This is a genomic window from Sphingopyxis granuli NBRC 100800 (genome assembly GCF_001591045.1).
GTDB lineage: Bacteria > Pseudomonadota > Alphaproteobacteria > Sphingomonadales > Sphingomonadaceae > Sphingopyxis > Sphingopyxis granuli.
Window position 1 is genome coordinate 21394 of the sequence record NZ_BCUA01000027.1, and the last position, 23875, is coordinate 45268.

Below are 23875 nucleotides of genomic sequence, written 5' to 3' on the forward strand. Positions count from 1 at the left end.
TCATGCGACTGAGCCTGCACAGCGACTACGCCCTGCGCATCCTGATGGCGCTCGCCGCCACCGGGCGCCAGATGTCGGTCGAGGAGATCGCGGGCCAGTACGGCATTTCGCGCAACCATCTCGCAAAGGTCGCGCAGCGGCTGCAGGCGCTCGGCTATGTCAGCGCGCAGCGTGGGCGCGGCGGCGGGCTGACGCTCGCGCGCGGGGCCGATGACGTCGGAGTCGGCACGGTCGTCCGCCAGTTCGAAAATCTGGAGGGGCTGGTCGAATGCATGGACCCCGCGACCTCGACCTGCCCGGTGTGCGGGGGGTGCGGCCTGCAGAATGCGCTTGGCGGAGCGCTGGCGGCATTCCTGGCGCATCTCGACGGCTATACGCTCACCGACCTGGTGCCGCAGCCATCGCGGTTCCGCGCGCTGCTCGGCGTCGCCTGATTCCCGTTGCGCCGCGCCGCGCACGCGATAACAGGCGCTGATGGCCAAGCTCTATTTCTATTATGCCAGCATGAACGCCGGCAAGTCGACGACGCTGCTGCAAGCGGATTTCAACTATCGCGAGCGTGGCATGGAGACGATGCTGTGGACCGCGGCGCTCGACGACCGCTATGGCGCCGGGCAGATCACCAGCCGCATCGGCCTGCTCGCCGATGCCCGCAAGTTCGATCCCGACAGCGATTTGTGGGCGGCGGTGCAGGCGGAGAATCGCCAGCGCCCGCTCGCCTGCGTGCTTGTGGACGAGGCGCAGTTCCTGTCGCGCGCGCAGGTGCTCGACCTCGCGCGGCTGGCTGACGAGGCGATCATCCCGGTGCTCTGCTATGGCCTGCGCACCGATTTCGCCGCCAACCTCTTCCCCGGCTCGGCGGCGCTGCTCGGGCTGGCCGACGCGCTGATCGAACTGAAGGCGGTGTGCGAGTGCGGGCGCAAGGCGACGATGAACCTGCGCGTCGACGCCGACGGCCGCGCGGTGGTCGAGGGCGCGCAGACGGAGATCGGCGGCAACGACCGCTATGTCGCGATGTGCCGGCGGCATTTCATGCAGAAACGGCGCGAGGCCGCGGAGGTAAAGGCGCCCGCCGATGCTTGACCGCCTCCATGCCGAACTTGCCGACGGCGCCCTCGCGCTCGTCAGGCTGACCGAGGGACACCGCGAGGCGCTCCGCGCGGTCTGCGCCGCCGACGCGGATATCTGGCCGATCTATTCGGTCAGCTATGATCCCGCGCATTTCGATGCGAGCTTCGACGCGCTGATAGGCGGCGAGGGACGGATGCCCTATGCGATCGTCGCGGACGGCCGGCTGGTCGGCATGACCGCGTGGCTGCGCCCGGTCCCGTCGGCGCAGACAGTCGAGATCGGCAACAGCTATATCCATCCCGACGCGCGCGGTACCGGCCTGAATGGCCGGGTCAAGCGGCTGATGATCGACCACGCCTTCGCGGTCGGCATCCGCCGCATCGAATTCCGTATCGACGAGCGCAATGCGCGCAGCCAGGCGGCGGTCGCGAAGCTCGGCGCGCGCAAGGAAGGCGTGCTGCGCGCCGAGCGTCTCACCTGGACCGGCCATGTCCGCGACACGGGGCTGTGGTCGCTGCTCGAAGCGGACTGGCGCCGCTAGCTCTTCGTCCTTGCGAGGAGCGGCAGGCGACGAAGCAATCCCCGGCCATCGCTCCCGCGCAAGGCCGGAGGCCGGAGATTGCTTCGCTCCCCTCGCAATGACGGGGTCGGGAATTTGCTGTCCGCGGGTCAGCCCTCGTTCAGGCGCGCCGTGCCATCATCCGCGGCATGGAACGGACAATCGCTCTCTCCCTGGCCGCCCTGCTGCTTCCCCTTTCGGCAGCGGCGGCCGACGAACCGGCACAGGCGCTGCGCGCGCTGGGCGTCGAATCGAGCATCGCCTTTCCCGGCGACGCGACGATCCGCAACTGGCAGGCGGATGGCGAGGACGGCATCTGGATCGAGGGGCGCCGCGGCGAATGGTTCTACGGACGCTTCGTCGGCCCGTGCCGCGACCTCGATTTCGCGCAGGCGATCGGGATCGACGCGCGCGGCGTGTCGCGGCTCGACAAGTTCGCGACGCTCATCGTGCGCGGCGAACGTTGCCGTCTCAACTCCTTCGTCACCTCGGCGCCGCCGCCCGCGAAGAAGGCGGCGGCCGATCCGCAAAAGTGACGCGAAATTGAAGCGAAATTGACAAGGCGCGTCGTCGCGCCCTAGCGGCGCGTGAATGAACGGCTGGATCATCCTCGACAAGCCCATCGGCCTCGGCTCGACCCAGGCGGTCGCTGCGGTCAAGCGGGTGTGCCGCGAACGCGGGCTCGGCAAGGTCAAGGTGGGGCATGGCGGGACGCTCGACCCGCTGGCGTCCGGGGTGTTGCCGATCGCGCTCGGCGAGGCGACCAAGCTGTGCGGTCGGATGCTCGACGCGAGCAAGGTCTATGATTTCATCATCGCGTTCGGAACCGAGACCGCGGGCCTCGATGCCGAGGGTGAGGTCGTCGCGACGAGCGACGTCCGGCCGACGCTGGCGGACATCGAAGCGGTGCTGCCACGCTTCACCGGGCCGATCGAGCAGGTGCCGCCGGCCTTTTCGGCGATCAAGGTGGACGGGCAGCGCGCCTATGACCTGGCCCGCAAGGGCGCGGCGGTCGACATGAAGGCGCGCGCGGTGATCATCTACAACCTGCGTCATGCCGGACTTGATCCGGCATCCATTCGTTCGGCGCGGGAAGAATGGACCCCGGATCAAGGCCGGGGTGATGAGATGGCGGAGGGGTTGAACTCCATCACCCTTACCGCGCATGTCTCGAAAGGCACCTATATCCGCAGCCTCGCGCGCGACATCGCCCGCGCGGCCGGCACCGTCGGGCATGTCGCCATGCTGCGCCGCACCCGGGCGGGGCCGTTCACGCTGGATCAGGCGATTTCGCTGGACAAATTGAACGCTTTCGGTCAAGGCGCCGCGCAATCAGATGTGATTCTGCCGCTCGAGGCAGGGCTGGTCGACATCCCGGCTTTGGACCTCTCCCCGGAAGCGGCAGGGGCGATCCGCCAGGGTCGTGTCTGGACCGGGGAAAGCGCGCACGACGGGCTCTATTGGGGACGGGACAGCGAGAAGCGGCCCGTTGCGTTGATAGAGGCTTTGGCCGGAAGGCTGAAGGTCGTGCGGGGCTTCAATCTGTAACGAGGATGTTCGAAGGACGTAACACATGTCGATTACCGCCGAACGCAAGACAGAACTGATTCAGGAACATGCCCGCGAAAAGGGCGATACGGGTTCGCCCGAGGTGCAGGTCGCGATCCTGACCCACCGCATCAACACGCTGACCGAGCATTTCAAGGCGCACCACAAGGACAACCACAGCCGCCGCGGGCTGCTGATGATGGTCAACAAGCGCCGCAGCCTGCTCGATTATCTGCGTCGCAAGGACGAGGGCCGCTATCAGGGCCTCATCGCGAAGCTGGGTCTGCGCAAATAGGAATGCGAGGGCGGCTCCGGGTTCGGGGCCGCTTTCATTTTGGTTCGCGTGGAATTCGCGAACCGCAAGGGCCGCTCCCGCATCCGGCGGGGCCGCCATAGGGCAGATAGACGCCCTACACCGCCCCGGGCCGGATTGCCCGGAAACAGAGGCCCCGCCCGGCATAGGGCCCGGCGGGCGAAGGAAACCGAATGTTTGACGTGAAAAAAGTATCGATCGAGTGGGGCGGTGAAACGCTGACGCTCGAAACGGGCAAGGTTGCCCGCCAGGCCGATGGCGCCGTCATGGCGAGCCTTGGCGAGACGGTCGTGCTCTGCGCCGTCACCGCCGCCAAGTCAGTGAAGGACGGGCAGGATTTCTTCCCGCTGACCGTCCACTATCAGGAAAAATTCTCGTCGGCGGGGCGCATCCCCGGCGGCTTCTTCAAGCGCGAGCGCGGCGCGACCGAAAAGGAAACGCTGGTCAGCCGCCTGATCGACCGTCCGATCCGCCCGCTGTTCCCCGAGGGTTTCTATAACGAGATCAACGCCATCGCTCAGGTGCTGAGCTATGACGGCCACAACGAGCCCGACATCCTCGCGATGGTCGCCGCCTCGGCCGCGCTCACCATTTCGGGCGTGCCCTTCATGGGGCCGATCGGCGCCGCGCGCGTCGGCTATCTGAACGGCGAATATATTCTCAACCCGACCGACGAGCAGGTTGCCGAGGGCGACCTCGACCTCGTCGTCGCCGCGACGCACGATGCGGTGATGATGGTCGAATCCGAAGCAAACGAGCTGTCGGAAGAGGTGATGCTGGGCGCCGTGATGTTCGCGCACGACGCGTGTCGCGAGATCGTCAAGGCGATCATCAAGCTCGCCGAGCAGGCCGCCAAGGATCCGTGGGAAATGGCGTCGTCGGACGACAATGCCGCGCTCAAGGACAAGATCAAGAAGCTGGTCGGCAAGGATATCGCCGCCGCCTACAAGCTGACCGACAAGTCGGCCCGCTCGAACGCGCTCAACGAAGCGCGCGCGAAGGCGAAGGAAATGTTCATCGCCGAGGGGCTGGACCCGCAGGCGGTGATGGCCGGCATCAAGCTGACCAAGAAGCTGGAAGCGGAGATCGTCCGCACCGCCATCCTCAAGGAAGGCAAGCGCATCGACGGCCGCACGACGACGCAGATTCGCCCGATCGAGGCGGAAACGCACTTCCTGCCGCGCGCGCACGGCTCGGCGCTGTTCACCCGCGGCGAGACGCAGACGATCGCGACCTGCACCCTGGGCACCAAGGAAGCCGAGCAGATGATCGACGGGCTCAACGGCCTGTCGTATCAGAATTTCATGCTCCACTATAACTTCCCGCCCTATTCGGTCGGCGAAGTCGGCCGCTTCGGGGCGCCGGGCCGTCGCGAGATCGGCCACGGCAAGCTCGCGTGGCGCGCGCTGCACCCGGTGCTGCCCTCGAAGGAGGATTTCCCCTACACGATCCGCCTGACCAGCGACATCACCGAATCGAACGGCTCGTCGTCGATGGCGACGGTGTGCGGCGGTTCGCTGTCGCTGATGGACGCTGGCGTGCCGATCAAGCGCCCGGTCAGCGGCATCGCGATGGGCCTGATCCTCGAAGGCAAGGATTTCGCCATCCTCTCCGACATCCTCGGCGACGAGGATCATCTCGGTGACATGGATTTCAAGGTGGCGGGCACGTCCGAAGGCATCACCACGATGCAGATGGACATCAAGATCGCCGGCATCACGCAGGAAATCTTTGAAAAGGCGCTGGCGCAGGCCAAGGAAGGCCGCGCGCATATCCTGGGCGAGATGAACAAGGCGCTCGGCGAAACCCGCAGCGAACTGTCGGCACATGCGCCGCGCATCGAGACGATCACGATCGACAAGTCGAAGATCCGCGACGTCATCGGTACCGGCGGCAAGGTGATCCGCGAGATCGTCGCGACCACCGGCGCCAAGGTCGACATCGACGACGAGGGCATCATCAAGATCGCCTCGTCCGACACTGCGCAGATCGAGGCCGCCAAGGCCTGGATCCTTGGCATCGTCGAGGAACCCGAGGTCGGCAAGATCTATAACGGCAAGGTCGTCAACCTCGTCGATTTCGGCGCCTTCGTGAACTTCATGGGCGGCAAGGACGGTCTCGTCCACGTCTCGGAGATCCGGAACGAACGCGTCGAAAAGGTCTCCGACGTCCTGTCCGAAGGGCAGGAGGTCAAGGTCAAGGTGCTGGAGATCGACCCGCGCGGCAAGGTGCGCCTGTCGATGCGCGTCGTCGATCAGGAAAGCGGTGAGGAACTGGAAGACACCCGTCCGGCGCGCGAGCCGCGGGGCGACCGCGGTGATCGCGGCCCGCGTCGCGAAGGCGGTGACCGGGGCCGGGGCGGCCGCGATCGCGGCCCCCGCCGCGACGGCGAAGGCCGGGGCGACCGCGGCCCGCGCCGCGAGCGCTCGGACGACGGTCCGGAAGACCAGGGCCATGTGCCCGACTTCCTGAAGGACTGATCCTTCGGACAGCGAACGATGAAGGGGCCGCGAAAGCGGCCCCTTTTTCGTTGGGTTTAGGACACTGGCCTCCCCTCCCGCAAGCGGGAGGGGAGCCTCGTCCGCAGCAGCGCGCAAAAGCACGCAGCGACGGCTTGGCGCGGCGGCGATCAGCGTCTAGCCTCGCCCGCGACCACAGTCCCGCCAGAGGAATGCCCCGATGTTCGAAACGCTGCTCCTGTCGCTCGCCGCGGCTGCCCAGACCGTTCCGCCGCAGGCGACGCAACTGCCGCCGCCCCCGCCACCGGTTACCGCCGCCGTCGCTCCGGCGGTCGAGGCCGACACGCGCCCCTATGTCGCGCTGGTCACCGACCTTGGCACGATCGTCGTGCGCATAGAGGACCGGCGTGCGCCGGTCACCGCGGCCAATTTCCTCCGCTATGTCGACACGAAGCGGATGGACGGTTTCCAATTCTATCGCGCGACGCGCAACTGGGGGCCGACGAACCGGCTGATCCAGGGCGGCAATCGCGGCGACGCGCGCAGGAATTTTCCCCCGATCGCGCACGAGCCGACCACCGCGACAGGGCTCACCAACTGCAAGGGCGCGCTGTCGATGGCGCGGCTTAACCCCGGCGATGCGACGAGCGATTTCTTCCTGCTGCTCTCCGACATCAAGGGCTTCGATGCCGACCCGGCGCTCGGCGGCGACAATGCGGGATTCGCGGTGTTCGGCGAACTGGTCGCGGGCGCCGATGTCGCGGAGGCGATCTTCGCCGCGCCCATCTCTCCGACCGCGGGCGAGGGGGTGATGCAGGGCCAGATTCTCGATCCGATGGTGACGATCGTCTCGGCGCGTCGCGTCCCGGCGCCGGCCGAGCCGCCGAAGGGTTGCGTGGTCGCGGGGAATGGTGGGGAGAACTGAGCGCCGCACCCATCATTTATTTTGCGTTCATGCGCGCTGTGGCTATACCGCCGCCATGACCCAGCGCCCTCCCGCTCGCGCCGCCGTGCGCCTTCTCGCCGCCGCCCTCATGATCTCGCCGCTGCTCGCGGCCTGTGCCGGCGGGTCCGGGGTGAAAAAGGACACGCGTTACGTCGCGCGCGACGTCAGCACCCTCTACCGCGCGGCGCAGGACCGCCTCGACCGCGGCCAGTACAAGATCGCCGCGGCGCTGTTCGACGAAGTCGAGCGCCAGCACCCCTATTCGCCCTGGGCGCGCCGTGCCCAGCTGATGAGCGCCTTTTCCTATTATATGGATCGCGAATATACGCCGGCGATCGATTCGGCGCAGCGTTTCCTGGCGATCCACCCGGGGAACAAGGACGCGCCCTACGGCTATTATCTGATCGCGCTCAGCTATTATGAGCAGATCAGCGACGTCACCCGCGACCAGAGGATCACGCTCCAGGCATCGAACGCGCTCGGCGAGGTGATCCGTCGCTATCCCGACAGCCGCTACGCCGCCGACGCGCGGCTCAAGATCGACCTAGTGCGCGACCATCTCGCGGGCAAGGAGATGGAGATCGGCCGCTTCTACGAGCGCAGTTCGAACTGGCTCGCCGCGTCGATCCGCTTCCGCGAGGTGACCGAGAAATACCAGACGACCAGTCACGTGCCCGAGGCGCTGTTCCGGCTGACCGAATGCTATCTCGCCCTCGGCGTCCCCGAAGAGGCGAAGAAGGCGGCGGCGGTGCTGGGCGCGAACTATCCGGGCAGCAAATGGTACGACCGTGCCTACGAACTGATGCGGAAGCACGCCCCGGCCGCCTGACGCGGGCTGGTTGGATTCGCGCAGAGACGCAGAGATCGCAGAGATTTCTGGTTCACGCGGAGCCGTGGGGAACACCAGAGAGAAGCGTTGGCCGCGAAGCGGCCTTTTTCCAGGCGTCATGGCGATATGATCGAAGCCTAGAAGAACAAGAGACCTGTCGGTCCGGATTCTCCGCGGCTCCGTGGGAATCTTTCGCATCGCCTCTCCGCGATCTCCGCGCCTCTGCGCGAATCGCATATCCCACCCCAGACCTCCACACTCCCGAATAGATTCGCATTTTGTTCTGCGTTAAGAGCGAGCCATGCTGACCGCGCTGTCCATCGCCAACATCGTGCTGATCGAGCGGCTCGACCTCGATTTCGAGGCTGGTCTCGGCGTGCTCACGGGAGAGACGGGGGCGGGCAAGTCGATCCTGCTCGACGCGCTGGGTCTCGCGCTCGGGATGCGCGCCGACAGCGCGCTGGTGCGACAGGGCAGCGACCGGGCGCAAGTGACCGCGAGCTTCGCACCGCCCGCGCCGGGGACGCTGCTCGCCAGCCTGCTTGCCGACAATGACATCGCGCTCGAACCCGGCGAGCCGCTGCTGATCCGCCGCACGCTGAGGGCCGATGGCGGCAGCCGCGCTTTCCTCAACGACCAGCCCAGCTCTGCAGCGCTGCTGCGCGAGGTCGGGGGGCATCTGGTCGAGATTCACGGCCAGCACGACGATCGCGGCCTGCTCGCGCCCGCGGGGCATCGCGCGCTGCTCGACGCCTATGCGCGCGTCGACACCGGGCCGGTGGCCGAGGCGCATGCGGCGTGGCGCGCCGCTGAGGCGCGACTCGCGACGGCGCAGGCGGCGGTGAGCGAGGCGACGCGCGACCGTGAATGGCTCGAACATTGCGTCGCCGAACTGCAACGGCTCGCCCCGCAGCCGGGCGAGGAAGCCGAACTCGCCGAGGCGCGCGCGGCGATGCAGAAGGGCGAGAAGATTGCCGGCGACCTCGCGGCGATCCTCGAAGCGTTCGAGGGCAGCGCGGGCGGCCCGGCGCTGCTGCGCGGCGCGGCGCGGCGGCTCGACCGGCTCGCGGGCGACCATCCGCTGCTTGCCGAGGCGCTCGCCGGCCTCGACCGCGCGATTATCGACGCCGACGAGGCCGAGGCGAAATTGCACGAAGCCGCGCGCGCGATGGAATATGATCCCGAGCGGCTGGAGGCGGCTGAGACGCGGCTGTTCGAACTGCGTGCGATGGCGCGCAAGCATGGCGTCCAGCCCGACGAACTGCCGGGGCTCGCCGACGACCTCGCCGCGCGGCTCGACGCGATCGAGGGCGGCAATGCCGGACTCGCGAAGCTGGAGGCCGCGGTCGCCGAAAGCGCGGCCGCCTACACCCATGCCGCGACGGCGCTGTCGGACCGGCGGACGAAAGCGGCGGCGCGGCTCGACGCCGCGGTGGCGGGCGAGCTTGCGCCGCTGAAGCTCGACGCCGCGCGCTTTCGCACCCTCGTCGAGCGCCTCCCCGCCGATCGCTGGGGGGCGGACGGGATGGACCGCGTCGAATTCCTCATTTCGACCAACCCCGGCGCGCCCTTCGCGCCGCTGGCGAAGATCGCGAGCGGCGGCGAACTGTCGCGCTTCATCCTCGCGCTCAAGGTCGCGCTGGCCGAGGAAGGCGGCGCCGACACGATCATCTTCGACGAGATCGACCGCGGCGTCGGCGGCGCAGTCGCCAGCGCGATCGGCGAAAGGCTCGCGCGGCTTGCCGGCGCGGGCAGGCAGTTGCTAGTCGTGACGCACAGTCCGCAGGTCGCGGCGAAGGGCGCGACGCACTTCGTCATCGCCAAGTCGAGCGAGGGCGCCAGCGACGGATTGGTGACGCGCACCGGCGTCCGCCCGCTCGACCCCGCCGGCCGCCGCGAGGAAATCGCCCGCATGCTGTCGGGCGCCGAGGTGACGGCGGAAGCGCGCGCGCAGGCGCAGCGGCTGCTGGAGGTGGCGTGAGACCGGAGACATATGCAACCCCCTCCGCTTCGGAGGAAGGGCCGATAGGGGGCGACCACCATCCCCTCGACCGCCCCGTATGGAGCACGCTCACCGGGCGGCAGGCGCATCTGGCCGAGGGCGATGCGCAGGCGGTGCGGATCGATCTCCGCTATGGGCCGTTCGGCGCCGCCGCCGATTGGGGGGCCGGAGCGCAGGCGGCGCTCGCCGCGCTGGTTCCCGACGATGGCGAATTATGGATCGTCGAGGATGAGCCGTGGCCGGTGCCGCCCGGCACGCGCGAGGTGAAGCGCGCGTTGCTCGCGCAGATGGTCGCGGTAGGCGCTCCGCCGCCGGCGCGTGACGGCGAGCCGCCGATCATCCCGCTGTCCGACGCCGACGCGGCGGAGATGGCGGCGCTCGCCGGTCATGCGCGGCCGGGGCCGTGGGGGCCGGCGACGCATCGCTACGGCCCCTTCTTTGGCATCCGCGAGGATGGCCGCCTGCTCGCGATGGCGGGCCAACGCATGCTGATGCCCGGCATGGCGGAGGTCAGCGGAGTCGCGACCTGGGCCGATTGCCGCGGTCGCGGATTCGCCCGCGCACTGATCGGTCATGTCATGCGCGCGATGATGGCGCGCGGCGAGCAGCCTTTCCTGCACAGCTATGCCGACAATGCGGGCGCGATCGCGCTCTACGAATCGCTCGGCTTCCGCATCCGGCGGCAGGTGCATGTGCTGGCGATCGCGCGATGATCGACCGACGCACTCATCTCGCCGCGCTTGCGGCTTTTGCGGCGGCGGTGCTGCCGGTGCGATCCTTGCGGGCCTTGGAGGCAATCATGGAAGAACAGTTTCCCGAATATGGCCTGATCGGCCAGATGATCGCGCAACCGGGGCAGCGCGCCGCGCTCGCGGTGGTCCTGACCGAAGGCACCGGCCGGATGCCGGGCAATTTCGCCTATATCGTCGGCGAGGATAGCGAGAACCCCGACGCGCTGTGGATCGTCGAACTGTGGGCCGACAAGGCGGCGCACGCCGCGTCGCTGCAATTGCCCGCGGTGCAGGCGGCGATCGCGAAGGGGCGGCCGCTGATCGCCGGATTTGGGTCTCGCGCCGAGTTCAAGCCGGTGGCAAAAGCCGGCGCATGAAAGATGTCGAATCGCTGACCGAAGCCGAGGCCGCCAACGAACTGATGCGGCTCGCGAAACAGATCGCGCATCACAACAAGCTTTACCATGCGGAGGACAGTCCGGAGATTTCGGACGCCGATTACGACGCGCTCGTCCGGCGCAACAATGCGATCGAGGAGGCGTTCCCGCACCTGATCCGCACCGACAGCCCGAACCGGCTGGTCGGCGCCGCGGTCGAGGCGTCGCCGCTCGCCAAGGTCACGCACGCGGTGCGTATGATGAGCCTCGACAACGCGTTCGCGGCCGAGGATGTCGAGGAGTTCGCGCGGCGCGTGCGGCGTTTCCTGCGGCTCAGCGAGGATGAGGTGCTCGCCCTGACCGCCGAGGACAAGATCGACGGCCTCTCCTGCTCGCTGCGCTACGAAAAGGGCGTGCTGGTGCAGGCCGCGACGCGCGGCGACGGCACGGTGGGTGAGGATGTCACCCCGAACGTGCGCTGTATCGCCGATATTCCCCAGACACTCGTCGCCCCAGCGAAAGCCGGGGCGACGGATATTCCCGACGTCTTCGAGATTCGCGGCGAGGTCTATATGGCGAAGGCCGACTTCGCCGCGCTCAACGAACGGTTGCTCGCCGAGGCCAACGACCTCGAGAAGGCGCGCCAGTTCGCTAATCCGCGCAACGCCGCGGCGGGCTCGCTGAGGCAGAAGGATGCGAGCATCACCGCATCGCGCCCGCTGCGCTTCCTCGCCCACGGCTGGGGCGAGGTCAGCGGCCTGCCCGAGGCGACGCAGTTTGCGATGATGAAGCGCATCGAAAGCTGGGGCGTGCCCGTCTCGCCGCTGCTGGCGCGCTTCGAGAGCGTCGAGGCGGTGCTCGACCATTACCGCGCGATCGAGGCCGAGCGCGCCGACATGCCCTATGACATCGACGGCGTCGTCTACAAGGTCGACCGGCTCGACTGGCAGGAGCGGCTGGGCTTCGTCGCCAAGGCGCCGCGCTGGGCGATCGCGCATAAATTCCCCGCCGAACGCGCGCAGACGACGCTCGAATCGATCGATATCCAGGTCGGCCGCACCGGCAAGCTGACCCCGGTCGGGCGGCTCACCCCCGTTACCGTCGGCGGGGTCGTGGTGTCGAACGTGACCCTCCACAACCGCGACGAGATCGGCCGCCTCGGCGTGCGACCCGGCGACCGTGTCGTCGTCCAGCGCGCAGGCGACGTGATCCCGCAGGTGGTCGAGAATCTGACCCGCGCCGAACCGCGCGATCCCTATATCTTCCCCGATCATTGCCCCGTGTGCGGCAGCGAAGCGGTCGCCGAGGAGGGCGAGGTCGACGTGCGCTGCACCGGCGGCCTGATCTGCAACGCCCAGAAATTCGAACGGCTACGACATTTCGTCAGCCGCGGCGCGCTCGATATCGAGGGGCTGGGCGAGAAGAGCATCGCCGAGTTTCTCGAACTTGGCTGGCTCGACAAGGGGCCCGCCGACATCTTCCGGCTGAAGGATCACCGCGACGAGTTGCTTGGTCGCGAAGGGTGGAAGGACAAGTCGGTCGACAATCTGTTCGCCGCGATCGAGGCGAAGCGGTCGCCCGACGCGGCGCGGCTGCTGTTCGGGCTCGGTATCCGCCACGTCGGCGCAGTGACGGCGCGTGACCTGATGAAGGGGCTGGGCGACCTCGCGCGCCTGCCCGGCAAAGCCGCCGAAATCCACGCCTATTTTGATGCCAACCCGCAGGCCGAGGGCGAATCCGACGGCAAATATCTCGCGCGCAAGGTCGAGGCGATCAAGACGATCCTCGAGGTGCGCGCCGACGGCATCGGCGTCGCGGTGGGGGAGGCGCTCGGCGATTTCTTCCACGAACCGCACAACCGCGCCTTGTGGGACGATCTTTTCTCCGAAGTCGCGCCGCCGCCCTATGTCGTCGAGACGCGCGAGAGCGAGGTGTCGGGCAAGACCGTCGTCTTCACCGGCAAGCTTGAGACGATGAGCCGCGACGAGGCGAAGGCACAGGCCGAAAGGCTGGGCGCCAAGGCCGCGGGCAGCGTGAGCGCCAAGACCGATCTCGTCGTCGCCGGCCCGGGCGCCGGGTCGAAGCTCAAGCAGGCGGCCGCGCTCGGCATCCGCGTGATCGACGAAGCCGAATGGGCGCAGATCGTCGAGGCAGCGGGTTAGCGAATCGGCAATTTTTCTTCGTCACCTCGGACTTAATCCGGGGTCCACGAAGCCGGACCGGCAATGAATGTCGGATCGAGTCCGGAGTGACGAGAGTGGAGAGCGGCGGACATGGCAAAGCGTGATTACCTGCAAAATCTGATGCGCGACCTTGAATCGCATACCGAGGTGCGGCGGTTCGGCAGCGGCTGGCTGTCGGGCTTCTTCGGCCTGCTGTTCGCGATCAGCGGGCTGTTCATGGTGGTCGCGCTGCGTTTCCCGGACTGGTTCGCCACCCCCGAACTGGCGGTGGTCAAGGACTGGACCGGTTTTCGCGGTTTCGTCCATCTGACCCTGCTCGCCAGCTATGCGCTCGCGCTGCTCAGTCTGTTGCTGCGTCCGCGCAAGGTGCTCGGGTTGACCGCGCTGATGATCGGGCTTGCCGCGGTGCTGCTCGGCGGCGCCAACGTCCAGCCCGCCGAGACGCGCGACTGGGGCATATTCTTCGGGCTCGACTTCTTCATCGTCAACTTGTTGGTCACCGGCTTCATGTTCGCACCGCTCGAACGCGCCTTTCCGCATCGCCGGGCGCAGCGCCTGTTCCGCACCGAATGGCGCGAGGATCTCTTCTATTATCTGGTCAGCACGATGTTCGTGCAGGTGCTCAGCTTCCTCGCGCTCGCGCCGCAGCAATTCGTCAACGCGCACACGACCGACTGGGATGCTTTCCGCGCCGGGGTCGCGTCCTTGCCGTGGCTCGTGCAGTTCGCGATCGTCCTCGTCGCGTCGGACCTCGCGCAATATTGGTATCATCGATTGTTCCACAAGGTCCCGTTCCTGTGGGGTTTTCACGCGATCCACCACAGCGCGAAATCGATGGACTGGCTCGCGGGATCGCGGATGCATTTCGTCGAGATCATCCTGCTGCGCTCGGTCACCTCGCTGCCGCTGTTCACGTTGGGTTTCAGCCCGTCGGTGATGCAGGCCTATATCGGCTTCGTCTATGTCTGGTCGTCGCTGCTCCATGCCAATGTCGGGGGCAGCTTCAACCGGATCGGCCACTGGATCGCGACGCCGCGCTTCCATCACTGGCACCACGGGCTGGAGCGCGAGGCATTCGACGTCAATTTCGCGATTCATTTCCCATGGCTCGACAAATTGTTCGGCACCTTCCACCTGCCGAAGGACCGCTGGCCCGAGAGTTACGGCATACCGGAGGATGTGCCGCGCAGCTACGCCGGCCAGTTCCTCTATCCCTGGACCCGCAAGGGGAAGGCGGAGGCGCCCGCCGAGTGATCGGCGCGCCGCCGCGCCGCTTGCCTTTCCGGGCGTAGCGCCGCAGAAGCAGCACCGGGAATGCAAAGAAGTTATCAATTGACCTTCGCCGAGCGAACCCGGCTGCCGGCCCTGGGGCGCGAGCGACTGCTCGCGACGGCACCGGCGCGCCGCTTCGCCGACGGACAGTTCGTCCAGCATCAGGGCGACCCCGGCGACGCCTTCTGGGTGGTGGTCGAGGGGCATGTGCTCGTCGGCCGCTATGCCGAGGACGGCGGTTTCACCGCCTTTGCCGTGCTTGGCCCCGGCGACATGTTCGGTGAGCTTGCCTTCTTCACCGGCATCCCGCGCCAGGCCGATGCGATCGCGAGCGGGCCGGCACGGCTGATCGCGATCGACCGACCGCTGCTCCGCTCGTTGATGAGCGCCGACATCGGCTGGGCCGAGCTGCTGCTCCGCAGCCTCGGCCGCCAGCTCGCCGTGTCGCTCGACATCATCGACGCCGACCGGCGGCTGCCCGCGGCGGAGCGGCTCGCACGGCTGCTGGCGGCGATGGCGGCCGACGCCGACGATGGCCGCACGGTGCGCGCGACGCAGCAGCAACTCGCCGACCTGCTAGGCGTGTCGCGCGTGACGCTGGGCGCCGCGCTGCGCGATCTGACGGCGCGCGGGCAGATCGAGCGCGGCTATGGCTGGCTGCGCATCGCGACACCGCTTCCGCCCGCCGGATGAGGGGGCTATAGGCGGGCGATGATCCTGCTGCGCCGCCTGCTCCTCTTCCTGCTGCTGCTCGGACTGGCGCCCGCTGCCACCGCGGCCGAGCGCGGCCCCGTCGTGATGGCCGCGGCCAGCCTTCAGGAGGCGCTGACCGCCGCCGCCGACGCCTGGGCGGCAAAGGGGCATGCGCGGCCGCTGCTGTCCTTCGCGGGGTCGTCGGCGCTGGCGCGGCAGATCGTCGCCGGCGCGCCCGCCGACCTCTTCCTGTCAGCCGACGAGCCGTGGATGGACGCGGTGGCGAAGGCGGGGCTGCTGCGACCGGGCACGCGCACGACGCTGCTCGGCAACCGGCTGGTGCTGGTCGGCCCCGCGAGCGGGCGGCTGCGCCTGACGCCCGCGCCGGGCTTTCCGCTCGCGCACGCTCTGGGCGGCGGGCGGCTCGCGCTCGCCGATCCCGACGCGGTGCCGGCGGGCAAATATGCGAAGGCGGCGCTGACCGCGCTCGGCGTCTGGCGCGGCGTCGCGGGCCGGTTGGCGCCGGCGGAGAATGTCCGCGCCGCGATGGCGCTCGTCGAACATGGCGCCGCGCCGCTGGGCATCGTCTATGCAACTGACGCACGCGCGTCGAAGCGGGTGCGCGTCGTCGGCATCTTTCCGGCGTCGAGCCATCCGCCGATCCGCTATCCGGTCGCGCTACTCAAGGCGTCGCGCCATCCCGATGCGATGGGATTCCGGAATTTCTTGGCGTCGCGGGAGGGCCGCGCGATCTTCGCCCGCTACGGCTTCGCGGCGCCCTGATGCTGTCGCCGGAGGAATGGGGCATCGTCGCCCTGTCGCTCAAGGTCGGCGGGGTCGCGGTGCTCGCCTGCCTGCCGCTCGCCTTCGCGCTCGCGTGGCTGCTGGCGCGCCATCGCTTTCCGGGGCGGCTGCTGCTCGACGCGCTCGTCCACTTGCCGCTCGTCCTGCCGCCGGTCGTTACCGGCTGGTTGCTGCTGCTCGCCTTCGGGCCGCTGGGACCGGTTGGCCGCTGGCTGAACGACTGGTTCGGCACGACGCTGATGTTCCGCTGGACCGGCGCGGCGCTCGCGGCGGCGATCATGGCGCTGCCGCTGATGGTGCGCGCGATGCGGCTGTCGATCGAGGGGGTCGACCGGCGGCTCGAGGGGGCGGCGCGCACGCTCGGCGCGGGGCACTGGCACGCCTTCTGGACGATCAGCCTGCCACTCGCGCTGCCCGGCGTGCTTGCGGCGCTGGTGCTCGGCTTCGCGCGCTCGATCGGCGAATTCGGCGCGACGATCACCTTCGTGTCGAACATTCCGGGCGAGACGCGGACGCTGCCGCTCGCCATCTATTCGGCATTGCAGGTGCCGGGGGGGGAGGCGATGGTGACGCGGCTCGCGCTGCTGTCGGTCGCGCTGTCGCTCGGCGCGCTGCTCGTTTCCGAATGGCTGGTTCGGCGCACTCCGGCCGAAAGGCTGCGCCGTGGCGATTGAGATCGACGTCGAAAAGCGTTTCGGGACCCGCACGATCGCGGCGTGCTTTACGGCCGAATCGGGGCTGACCGCGCTGTTCGGGCCGTCGGGGGCGGGCAAGACCAGCATATTGAACATGGTCGCCGGGCTGCTGCGTCCCGACCGCGGTCATATCCGCGTCGGCGGGCGGACGCTGTTCGGCGCGGACGTCGACCTGCCGCCCGAAGCGCGGCGCATCGGCTATGTCTTTCAGGACGGGCGGCTGTTCCCGCACCGGCGGGTGAAGGCGAACCTGCTCTACGGCTACCATCTCGCCGATCCGGCGCGGCGCTGGATGGGGTTCGTCGAGGCGGTGGCCTTCCTCGGCATCGAGCCCCTGCTCGGCCGCTGGCCGCAGAGCCTGTCGGGCGGTGAGGCGCAGCGCGTCGCGATCGGCCGCGCGCTGCTGGCGGGACCGGAGATACTGCTGATGGATGAACCGCTGTCGTCGCTCGACGCGGCGCGGCGCGGCGACATCATGGCGGTGATCGAGCGCATTCGCGACGAGCTGCGGCTGCCGATCCTCTACGTCAGCCATGACCGCACCGAGGTCGACCGACTGGCGACCGAAGTGGTGACACTGAACGGTTGACCGGGCGTTTTGCAACATCGCCGTGTCCCCGCGCAGGCGGGGGCCCAGAGCGACAGAAAAGCAGCCTTGGCTTTATCCGCTCTGGGCTCCCGCCTTCGCGGGAGCGCTCGCTTTTCGATCGAGAGTCTGCCTGAGCAGTTTCATATGAAACCAGATCATGCTAGAAACCCCGGCATGGAAAACCCGCCCAGCCACGTCCACGCCACCCCGCCGTTGGGCGCCGCGCCCGACTGGACGTGTCCGCAGGACTGGGACGCCTTCACCGCCGACGAGCATGCAATGTGGGACCGCCTCTTCGCGCGCCAGTCGGCGATGCTGCCCGGCCGCGCGTCCGACGCTTTTCTACGCGGCATCGACGTGCTTCGGCTCGAAAAGCCGGGCATTCCCGACTATCGCGACCTCAACGCGCGACTGACGGAGGCGACCGGGTGGCGCGTCGTCGCGGTGCCGGGGCTGGTGCCCGACGATGTCTTCTTCGACCATCTCGCCAATCGCCGTTTTCCGGCGGGCAATTTTATCCGCACCCCGCAGCAACTCGACTATCTGCAGGAACCCGACGTCTTCCACGACGTTTTCGGTCACGTCCCGATGCTCGCCGATCCGGTGTTCGCCGACTATATGGCCGCCTATGGCCGGGGCGGGTTGCGCAGCCTGAAATATGATGCGTTGAAGCAGCTTGCGCGCCTTTATTGGTACACTGTCGAGTTCGGGCTGATCCGCGAAGGCGGCGCGCTGCGCATCTACGGCGCGGGCATCGTCTCTTCCTATGCCGAAAGCCTGTTCGCGCTCGATTCGGACAGTCCGAACCGCATCGGCTTCGACCTGTCACGGGTGATGCGTACCGACTACCGGATCGACGATTTCCAGCAGAATTATTTCATCGTCGACAGTCTGGACCAGTTGCTTGACGTCACGGTGAACACCGATTTCGCGCCGCTCTATGCCGCCAACGCCGCGCTGCCGCCGATCCCGATCGCCGACATCCTGCCCGGCGATACGGTCATCACGCGCGGCACGCAGGATTATGCGCTGGCGAAAAGCGGCTTAGCAATATCCCCTCCCTAAAGGGGAGCGGGTAGAGATTCACCAGCTCCCGAACGTCGCGTCCGACGGGCTGGCGCGGTGCAGCGCGCGTTGTTTGCGCCGCCAGCCGTGGCGTTGGCGTTTGATCAGCAGCAGGCACGGCCATTCGGCGCTGCCGCCGCGCGCGGCGAGGCGGAAGCCGTGCGCGCGATAGGCGGCGAGCACCGGCTCCATCTGGCGCGCGATCAGCCCGGCCAGGATCGCGTGGCCGCCCGGCGCGGTAACGCTGGCGATGTCGGGGGCTAGCGTGATCAGCGGACCGGCGAGGATATTGGCGACGACCAGATCATAGGGTGCGCGGCGGCGGATCGCCGGATGGTCGGTCCCCGGCGCGACCGCGAGCGCGAGGCGGCGCGCGCCGCATCCCAGCGGCACATGGTTGATCGCGGCATTCTCGCGCGTCACCGCGATGCTCGCGGGGTCGATGTCCGACGCGATCGCGCGGGCGCGCGGCCACAGCGCCAGCGCGGCGAAGGCCAGTAGCCCGGTGCCGGTGCCGATGTCGGCGATGGCGCGCGGACGGACGCCCCGGCGCGCTAGGCGGTCGAGCATCGCGAGGCAGCCCGCCGTCGTGTCGTGCCCACCGGTGCCGAATGCCTGGCCCGCGTCGATCAGGAAGGGCACGCTCCCCACCGGCGTCCGGTCGGCATAGCTGCTCGTATGGACGAAGAAGCGGCCCGCCTGCACCGGCTCCAGCCCCTGCTGCGACAGCGTAACCCAGTCCGCCTCGGGCAGTTCCTCGATCGACGGTTCGACCCCCTTCGCGCTCGGCGCGAGCGCGCGTATCAGCGCCAGCAGCGCGGGGCCGGGCCTGTCGTCGAGATAGGCGTCGAGCTGCCATCGGCCGCTCGCTTCGTCGATCTCGCGCGTCACCACCACCGGGGCATCGGCCAGCGCCTCCAGTTCGGGTTGCTCGGCCGACAGCGCCTCGGCCTCGGCACGCGTGCAGGGCAGGGAGACGAGCCAGCTCATTTCGCGGCCGCTTCCTTCGCAAGCCGCGCGTCGAGCCGTTTCGCGGCATCCTTGGCATAGCGGCGGCAGCCTTCCGGGTCGGTGAGCGGCGCGTCGCCCGCGAAACGCGCGAACAGGCCGCTCGCGCCCGGATGCGGGGTGATCAATATGTCGCACGGCAATGTCGGCACTTTGGCGAAGGTCGCACGCTGCATCGCGACATAATCGGGATGGTCGGCGAAACGGTAGGCGTCCGCCGACACCGCGCTGAGGCTGTCGATATAGGCGATGATGCGGCAGTCGCTGCCCTCGCACGATCGCCATGTCCAACTCGTGCTTCCCGGCGTGTGCCCCGGGGTCGCGTGCGGCGTCAGGTGCAGGTCCGCGATCGGCAATGCCTCTCCGTCGCGCAGGTCGCCCGTCACCGTCACGCCGCGAAACGGCGGGATCGCTCCGTGCTGCGGATCGCGCGCCTCGGGCTCACCGCTGGTCAGCGTGGCGACCGCTTCGGGGCGCGCATGAACCGTTGCGCCGGTCGCATCCTGCAAGGCCTTGAGCCCGCCGACATGGTCGAGATGCTCGTGGCTGGCGAGCAGCGTATGGATTTGCTTCGGGTCGAATCCCAGCGCGCGGATATTGGCGAGAATCGCGGGCGCGGCCTCCTCGGTTGCTGCGTCGATCAGCACGAGACCGTCGGGCGCCTCGATCAGCACCGCCGAAATGCCGCAGGTGCCGACATAATAGCTGTTGCCGAAGATTTTCGCGGGCGGCGCAGGGTCGCTCCAGCCGTCACGACCTTGGCATGCGGCGGCGAGCGTCTCGCCGGTGGGTGCGGCCGGGGTCGGTGGCGGCGTCCCGGTCTGGGGTGTGCAGCCTGCCAGCAGTAGTGCCGCCATGGAAAGCCGGCCATGGCCCCGCGGAGCCGGCGTCCCGACGTCTCGCCGCGTGCGGCGCGCGATGCGGCGGCTACCGAACATGGCTTGCTCCATTGGCGTCGAGCACCGCGCCGGTCATCGACGGCGGCGCGTCGAGCGCGCACCAGCGCGCCATTTCGGCGATTTCCTCGGGCTCGGCGATGCGGCCGAGCGGGATTTCGGCGCGCAGCGCCGCCGCGTTGCGGCCGGACAGCCAGGCATCCGCCATGCCGGTGCGGGTGAAGCCGGGGCAGATGGCGAAGGCGAGGATGCCTTGCGCCGCGTAGCCGCGGGCGATCGTCTTGGTCAGCGCGACCATCCCCGCCTTCGACGCCGCATAATCCCAATGGTCGGGACTGTCGCCGCGGTGCGCGGCGCGGCTCGCGATGTTGACGATCCGGCCGCTGCGCCCGCCGACCTGCCAGTGGAGCACCGCGAGGCGGCAGAGCGCCGCGGCGGCGGTCAGGTTGATCTGCAGGGTGCGGTTCCAGCCCGCGATCCAGGCGTCGTCCGCCGCGTCGATCGGGTTGGTCGCGAACATGCCGGCATTGTTGACGAGCACGTCGATGCGGCCGCCCATCCGGTCGAGGTTTTCGGCCCACAGGCGTTCGGGGACCGCGGGGTCGGACAGGTCGCCGTCGGCGCTTGACAGCGCGGCGACCCGCGTCGCGTCGCCGGTCAGCGCGCCGGCGATCGCGGCGCCGATGCCGCGGCTCGCGCCGGTGATCAGGATATGCGTCGTCATCGCCCTCCTATAGGAGAGGGCGGTGGGGCTTGCCAAGCGCCGGCCCGGGATCAGGCGACCCGGCGGCTGAACTCGGTCGCGGCCTGCTCGAGCGACTGGAGCCGCTCGCCCATCTTCGAGAATTCCTCGCTCAGCGTGCTGATCTCGCCCGCGACCATGCCCGAATCGTTGCGGATGCTGGCGATGGTCGACGACATCGAATCGGCGGCGAGCGCGGTCTCGTCGACCGCCGCGGTGATCGAGGTGACCGTCTGTGCTTGGGCGTCCATTGCGTTGCGGATGTTTTGCGCCGATTGTTGCACCTCGATGATCGTCTGCTGGATCGACTGGTTGGCGGCGACGGCGCCGCGCGTCGCCTGCTGGATCGCGGTGATCTTGCCCGCGATGTCGTCGGTCGCGCGCGCGGTTTCGTTGGCGAGGCTCTTCACCTCCTGCGCCACGACCGCGAAGCCGCGACCCGATTCGCCGGCGCGTGCCGCCTCGATCGTCGCGTTGAGCGCGAGAAGGTTGGTCTGGCCGGCGATCTCGCGGATCAGGCCCAGGATCGATTCGATCGATTCGGCGTGATGCGACAGCGCTTCGGACATGGCGACGGCCTCGCCCGCCTGTTCGGAGGCGCGGACGGCGACGTCGGCGGAGGCCTCGACCTCGCTGCGCGCATCCTCGATCGCGCGGATCAGCCCGGCGGCGGTCGACGCGGCCTCGCGCATCGCGATCGCCGACTGCTCGGACGCGGCGGCGACCTCGCTGGTCTTGGCGATCATGCCCTTCGCGGCCTGGTCGGCGGACGCGGCCTGCTTGGCCAGTTCGCGGCGGACGCCGTCGGTGTCCTGCACCAGCGATGCGATCGATCGGTCGAAGTCGCCCGCCAGCGCGTGCCGCTCGCTCGACCGCGCGGCGTGATCCAGCTTTTCGGCATAGGCGTGCATGATGTCGAATTCGAGGATGGCGAGCCGGTTGATAGCGCTCGTCAGCCGCACCGTGCGCGCGGCATCGTCGGCGCAGGCCGCGACGACATGCGCGATCGCCGCGCGCTGGCTTTCGGCGATGCACGACAGGACCGAAGCGAGGGGAACCCCGACGCGCAGCGCCATATGCGTGTTCTGGCAGGCGATCGTCGCCGACTCCTGGCCGGCGGCGTCGGTATATTTGACCCGCATATGCCTGGCGCTGCCCCGCACATAGGCGTCGAGCAACTCGCCCTCGATCGGGCGGTCGATCGACGGCAGCGCGTTGAACGCCTCCCAATAGGCGCGCCCCATCGCCTCCTCGTGCCCCGCGACGATCGCGTGGACTTCGGCGGCGTCGGCGGCGAGCCGGCCGTCGAGATCGTAGAAGGGAAAGCGCTCGGCCATCGCCACGGGGTCGATCTGCTGCTTATGAATCGGATTTTCCTTCACCATGATCCTGTTCCCTCGAACGATCTTCGCGCGCGCGGATTCGCCGTTCGCGCGCGCCCCGCGATACATGGCTGAGGGATATGCGGGGAAAGTGGTAAATTCGCCGTTAACCAGCCGCGCACATGCATGCGTCATCCCTCGTCGCGCGCCGCGCGTTTGCTGTATAGGCGGTGGCGAAGACCGGATGGCGAAGAGGCGCGCGCCGGCCCGGACGCAGACGGAGAACGACCATGATTATCGGCACCCCGCGGGAAATCAAGAATCACGAATATCGCGTCGGCCTGACGCCCGAGAGCGCGCGCGAACTGGTCGCGCACGGCCACCGCGTGCTGGTCGAGACCGCGGCAGGCGAGGGGATCGGCGCGCACGACCGCTTCTATGAGGAAGCAGGGGCGGAGATCGTCGCGACCCCCGCCGACATCTTCGTGGCCGCCGACATGGTCGTGAAGGTGAAGGAGCCGCAGCCGGCCGAGCGCGCGATGCTGCGCCCCGGGCAGATCCTCTATACCTATCTTCACCTCGCCCCCGATCCCGACCTGACGCGCGACCTGATGGCGTCGGGCGCGGTGTGCATCGCCTATGAGACGGTGACGAGCCCGCACGGCGGCCTGCCGCTGCTCAAGCCGATGAGCCAGGTCGCGGGGCGCATGGCGATCCAGGCCGGCGCCACCGCGCTCGAAAAGGCGCACGGCGGGCGCGGCGTGCTGCTGGGCGGCGTGCCCGGCGTCGCGCCCGGCAAGGTCTGCATCATCGGCGGCGGCGTCGTCGGCTTCAACGCGGCCCAGATGGCGGCGGGGCTCGGCGCCGACGTGACCATCCTCGACCGCGATCCCGAGGTGCTCGAACGCGTCGGCACCTTCTTCGAGGCGCGGGCGAAGACGCGCTTCTCGAACCGCGCCAACCTCGCCGAATGCGTCGCGGAGGCCGACCTCGTCATCGGCGCGGTGCTGATCCCCGGTGCCGAGGCGCCGAAGCTGGTGACGCGCGCAATGCTGGGGACGATGCGCCCCGGTTCGGTGCTCGTCGACGTCGCGATCGATCAGGGCGGCTGTTTCGAGACCAGTCGTGCGACGACGCACGCCGACCCCACCTATGTCGTCGACGGCATCGTCCATTATGCGGTCGCCAACATGCCCGGCGCGGTCGCGCGCACCAGCACCTATGCGCTCAACAACGTCACCCTGCCGCACGCGCTGCACATCGCCGGGCTCGGCTGGAAGGAGGCGTTGCGGCGCGATGCGCATCTTGCGCAGGGCCTGAACGTCTGGAATGGCAAGGTGACGTTCGAAGCCGTAGCGGAAGCGACCGGAACCGACTATGTGCCTGTCGAACAGGCGCTAAGTTAATCAGGAAAGTTGAGATGACGAACCAAGGCCAGCCCACTCCTCCCCCGGCCGAAGACGAGGAAAACGAAGTGCTGCGCGCGACGCGCGAACTCCAGCAGCAGAAGGAAGCCGCGGAAGCGGCCGAAGCCGCCGCGAGGGACGCCACCGTCCGCAGCGAGCGCAAGGGCATCGCGTGGAAAGCCGCGGCGGGCCTCGGCATCGGCTCGGCCGCGGTGCTCGCGGCTTTGCTCTACGCCAATCGCGACAAGATCAAGTAGGACATCGGGAAGCCCCGGCGCGCTCCTCGGCATTGCGAGGAACGTGGCGGCGAAGCCATCGCCGGCTATCGACCTTGCACGGACCGATTAAGGCGTGTGGGGATTCAG

At 68.4% G+C, this 23875-nt stretch carries 25 protein-coding genes; 21 read left to right on the top strand and 4 right to left on the bottom strand.

The window, feature by feature from the left end:
* Positions 1-2: 2 nt before the first annotated feature.
* The 19 genes from SGR02S_RS08520 (at position 3) to phhA (ending at position 18136) form a co-directional block, all read left to right on the top strand.
* Positions 3-434, top strand: a complete 432-nt coding sequence (locus SGR02S_RS08520; protein ID WP_067108021.1) for an RrF2 family transcriptional regulator — start codon at positions 3-5, stop codon at positions 432-434.
* A 40-nt stretch (positions 435-474) separates the two neighbouring features.
* Complete coding sequence (locus SGR02S_RS08525) at positions 475-1083, top strand: thymidine kinase (protein WP_067108024.1); 609 nt, start codon at positions 475-477, stop codon at positions 1081-1083.
* Positions 1076-1612, top strand: a complete 537-nt coding sequence (locus SGR02S_RS08530) for a GNAT family N-acetyltransferase (RefSeq protein ID WP_067108027.1) — start codon at positions 1076-1078, stop codon at positions 1610-1612. Before SGR02S_RS08525 ends, SGR02S_RS08530 begins: the two co-directional genes overlap by 8 nt.
* 167 nt (positions 1613-1779) lie before the next feature.
* A complete protein-coding gene (locus SGR02S_RS08535; RefSeq protein ID WP_067108030.1) occupies positions 1780-2166 on the top strand; it encodes a DUF6491 family protein in 387 nt (128 codons plus the stop codon).
* Positions 2167-2221: 55 nt separating this feature from the next.
* Positions 2222-3178: a tRNA pseudouridine(55) synthase TruB gene (truB, locus tag SGR02S_RS08540; protein ID WP_067108033.1), complete on the top strand. Its 957-nt coding sequence runs from the start codon at positions 2222-2224 to the stop codon at positions 3176-3178.
* Between the two features lie 25 nt (positions 3179-3203).
* A complete protein-coding gene (gene rpsO, locus SGR02S_RS08545) occupies positions 3204-3473 on the top strand; it encodes a 30S ribosomal protein S15 (RefSeq protein WP_067108037.1) in 270 nt (89 codons plus the stop codon).
* A 191-nt stretch (positions 3474-3664) separates the two neighbouring features.
* Complete coding sequence (gene pnp, locus SGR02S_RS08550) at positions 3665-5971, top strand: polyribonucleotide nucleotidyltransferase (RefSeq protein ID WP_067108041.1); 2307 nt, start codon at positions 3665-3667, stop codon at positions 5969-5971.
* Positions 5972-6170: 199 nt separating this feature from the next.
* A complete protein-coding gene (locus tag SGR02S_RS08555) occupies positions 6171-6875 on the top strand; it encodes a peptidylprolyl isomerase (RefSeq protein WP_067108044.1) in 705 nt (234 codons plus the stop codon).
* A gap of 55 nt (positions 6876-6930) precedes the next feature.
* Positions 6931-7725 carry an outer membrane protein assembly factor BamD gene (locus SGR02S_RS08560; protein WP_067108047.1) on the top strand — a complete coding sequence of 265 codons (795 nt, stop codon included), beginning with the start codon at positions 6931-6933 and terminating at the stop codon, positions 7723-7725.
* A gap of 301 nt (positions 7726-8026) precedes the next feature.
* A complete protein-coding gene (gene recN, locus SGR02S_RS08565) occupies positions 8027-9706 on the top strand; it encodes a DNA repair protein RecN (protein WP_067108050.1) in 1680 nt (559 codons plus the stop codon).
* A 44-nt stretch (positions 9707-9750) separates the two neighbouring features.
* The gene (locus tag SGR02S_RS08570; RefSeq protein ID WP_067108102.1) at positions 9751-10440 is read left to right on the top strand and encodes a GNAT family N-acetyltransferase; all 690 of its coding nucleotides are present in this window, start codon (positions 9751-9753) and stop codon (positions 10438-10440) included.
* 86 nt (positions 10441-10526) lie between these two features.
* Positions 10527-10835 (top strand): putative quinol monooxygenase, encoded by a 309-nt coding sequence (locus SGR02S_RS08575; RefSeq protein ID WP_255211424.1) that lies wholly within the window; start codon positions 10527-10529, stop codon positions 10833-10835.
* Positions 10832-12997 carry an NAD-dependent DNA ligase LigA gene (gene ligA, locus SGR02S_RS08580; RefSeq protein WP_067108059.1) on the top strand — a complete coding sequence of 722 codons (2166 nt, stop codon included), beginning with the start codon at positions 10832-10834 and terminating at the stop codon, positions 12995-12997. Before SGR02S_RS08575 ends, ligA begins: the two co-directional genes overlap by 4 nt.
* Before the next feature lie 111 nt (positions 12998-13108).
* Positions 13109-14272 carry a sterol desaturase family protein gene (locus tag SGR02S_RS08585; RefSeq protein ID WP_067108062.1) on the top strand — a complete coding sequence of 388 codons (1164 nt, stop codon included), beginning with the start codon at positions 13109-13111 and terminating at the stop codon, positions 14270-14272.
* A 60-nt stretch (positions 14273-14332) separates the two neighbouring features.
* Entirely contained in the window at positions 14333-14983 is a 651-nt protein-coding gene (locus tag SGR02S_RS08590; protein ID WP_082797042.1) for a Crp/Fnr family transcriptional regulator, read from the top strand.
* An 18-nt stretch (positions 14984-15001) separates the two neighbouring features.
* Positions 15002-15766: a molybdate ABC transporter substrate-binding protein gene (gene modA, locus SGR02S_RS08595; protein WP_067108069.1), complete on the top strand. Its 765-nt coding sequence runs from the start codon at positions 15002-15004 to the stop codon at positions 15764-15766.
* Positions 15766-16461, top strand: a complete 696-nt coding sequence (gene modB / locus SGR02S_RS08600; RefSeq protein ID WP_067108072.1) for a molybdate ABC transporter permease subunit — start codon at positions 15766-15768, stop codon at positions 16459-16461. Before modA ends, modB begins: the two co-directional genes overlap by 1 nt.
* Positions 16451-17071: a molybdenum ABC transporter ATP-binding protein gene (locus SGR02S_RS08605; protein ID WP_067108075.1), complete on the top strand. Its 621-nt coding sequence runs from the start codon at positions 16451-16453 to the stop codon at positions 17069-17071. Before modB ends, SGR02S_RS08605 begins: the two co-directional genes overlap by 11 nt.
* Before the next feature lie 174 nt (positions 17072-17245).
* Positions 17246-18136, top strand: a complete 891-nt coding sequence (phhA, locus tag SGR02S_RS08610) for a phenylalanine 4-monooxygenase (RefSeq protein WP_067108078.1) — start codon at positions 17246-17248, stop codon at positions 18134-18136.
* An 18-nt stretch (positions 18137-18154) separates the two neighbouring features.
* Here phhA and SGR02S_RS08615 read toward each other — a convergent pair whose 3' ends face one another.
* The 4 genes from SGR02S_RS08615 to SGR02S_RS08630 form a co-directional block, all read right to left on the bottom strand.
* On the bottom strand, positions 18155-19126 hold the full coding sequence (locus tag SGR02S_RS08615; RefSeq protein WP_067108081.1) for a 50S ribosomal protein L11 methyltransferase: 972 nt from the start codon (positions 19124-19126) through the stop codon (positions 18155-18157).
* The gene (gene bla, locus SGR02S_RS08620; RefSeq protein ID WP_067108083.1) at positions 19123-20001 is read right to left on the bottom strand and encodes a subclass B3 metallo-beta-lactamase; all 879 of its coding nucleotides are present in this window, start codon (positions 19999-20001) and stop codon (positions 19123-19125) included. The genes SGR02S_RS08615 and bla overlap by 4 nt, the downstream gene beginning before the upstream one ends.
* A 70-nt stretch (positions 20002-20071) precedes the next feature.
* On the bottom strand, positions 20072-20764 hold the full coding sequence (locus tag SGR02S_RS08625) for an SDR family NAD(P)-dependent oxidoreductase (RefSeq protein ID WP_067108084.1): 693 nt from the start codon (positions 20762-20764) through the stop codon (positions 20072-20074).
* A gap of 50 nt (positions 20765-20814) precedes the next feature.
* Positions 20815-22167, bottom strand: a complete 1353-nt coding sequence (locus SGR02S_RS08630) for a methyl-accepting chemotaxis protein (RefSeq protein ID WP_067108105.1) — start codon at positions 22165-22167, stop codon at positions 20815-20817.
* A gap of 227 nt (positions 22168-22394) precedes the next feature.
* Here SGR02S_RS08630 and ald point away from each other — a divergent pair, with 227 nt between their 5' ends.
* Together ald and SGR02S_RS08640 are read left to right on the top strand one after the other, a co-directional pair.
* Complete coding sequence (gene ald, locus SGR02S_RS08635; RefSeq protein WP_067108087.1) at positions 22395-23510, top strand: alanine dehydrogenase; 1116 nt, start codon at positions 22395-22397, stop codon at positions 23508-23510.
* Between the two features lie 14 nt (positions 23511-23524).
* Entirely contained in the window at positions 23525-23767 is a 243-nt protein-coding gene (locus SGR02S_RS08640) for a hypothetical protein (protein ID WP_067108090.1), read from the top strand.
* The last annotated feature ends 108 nt before the right edge of the window (positions 23768-23875 follow it).

Bases quoted from the DNA above. Each gene is read 5' to 3' on its own strand.
- rpsO (WP_067108037.1), top strand. From the start codon at position 3,204: ATGTCGATTACCGCCGAACGCAAGACAGAACTGATTCAGGAACATGCC.
- pnp (WP_067108041.1), top strand. From the start codon at position 3,665: ATGTTTGACGTGAAAAAAGTATCGATCGAGTGGGGCGGTGAAACGCTG.
- SGR02S_RS08630 (WP_067108105.1), bottom strand. From the start codon at position 22,167: ATGGTGAAGGAAAATCCGATTCATAAGCAGCAGATCGACCCCGTGGCG.
- SGR02S_RS08590 (WP_082797042.1), top strand. From the start codon at position 14,333: ATGCAAAGAAGTTATCAATTGACCTTCGCCGAGCGAACCCGGCTGCCG.
- truB (WP_067108033.1), top strand. From the start codon at position 2,222: ATGAACGGCTGGATCATCCTCGACAAGCCCATCGGCCTCGGCTCGACC.
- recN (WP_067108050.1), top strand. From the start codon at position 8,027: ATGCTGACCGCGCTGTCCATCGCCAACATCGTGCTGATCGAGCGGCTC.
- SGR02S_RS08585 (WP_067108062.1), top strand. From the start codon at position 13,109: ATGGCAAAGCGTGATTACCTGCAAAATCTGATGCGCGACCTTGAATCG.
- SGR02S_RS08560 (WP_067108047.1), top strand. From the start codon at position 6,931: ATGACCCAGCGCCCTCCCGCTCGCGCCGCCGTGCGCCTTCTCGCCGCC.
- SGR02S_RS08575 (WP_255211424.1), top strand. From the start codon at position 10,527: ATGGAAGAACAGTTTCCCGAATATGGCCTGATCGGCCAGATGATCGCG.
- modB (WP_067108072.1), top strand. From the start codon at position 15,766: ATGCTGTCGCCGGAGGAATGGGGCATCGTCGCCCTGTCGCTCAAGGTC.
- SGR02S_RS08530 (WP_067108027.1), top strand. From the start codon at position 1,076: ATGCTTGACCGCCTCCATGCCGAACTTGCCGACGGCGCCCTCGCGCTC.
- SGR02S_RS08640 (WP_067108090.1), top strand. From the start codon at position 23,525: ATGACGAACCAAGGCCAGCCCACTCCTCCCCCGGCCGAAGACGAGGAA.
- SGR02S_RS08555 (WP_067108044.1), top strand. From the start codon at position 6,171: ATGTTCGAAACGCTGCTCCTGTCGCTCGCCGCGGCTGCCCAGACCGTT.
- SGR02S_RS08535 (WP_067108030.1), top strand. From the start codon at position 1,780: ATGGAACGGACAATCGCTCTCTCCCTGGCCGCCCTGCTGCTTCCCCTT.
- SGR02S_RS08525 (WP_067108024.1), top strand. From the start codon at position 475: ATGGCCAAGCTCTATTTCTATTATGCCAGCATGAACGCCGGCAAGTCG.
- SGR02S_RS08625 (WP_067108084.1), bottom strand. From the start codon at position 20,764: ATGACGACGCATATCCTGATCACCGGCGCGAGCCGCGGCATCGGCGCC.
- bla (WP_067108083.1), bottom strand. From the start codon at position 20,001: ATGGCGGCACTACTGCTGGCAGGCTGCACACCCCAGACCGGGACGCCG.
- ald (WP_067108087.1), top strand. From the start codon at position 22,395: ATGATTATCGGCACCCCGCGGGAAATCAAGAATCACGAATATCGCGTC.
- modA (WP_067108069.1), top strand. From the start codon at position 15,002: ATGATCCTGCTGCGCCGCCTGCTCCTCTTCCTGCTGCTGCTCGGACTG.
- phhA (WP_067108078.1), top strand. From the start codon at position 17,246: ATGGAAAACCCGCCCAGCCACGTCCACGCCACCCCGCCGTTGGGCGCC.
- SGR02S_RS08615 (WP_067108081.1), bottom strand. From the start codon at position 19,126: ATGAGCTGGCTCGTCTCCCTGCCCTGCACGCGTGCCGAGGCCGAGGCG.
- SGR02S_RS08520 (WP_067108021.1), top strand. From the start codon at position 3: ATGCGACTGAGCCTGCACAGCGACTACGCCCTGCGCATCCTGATGGCG.
- ligA (WP_067108059.1), top strand. From the start codon at position 10,832: ATGAAAGATGTCGAATCGCTGACCGAAGCCGAGGCCGCCAACGAACTG.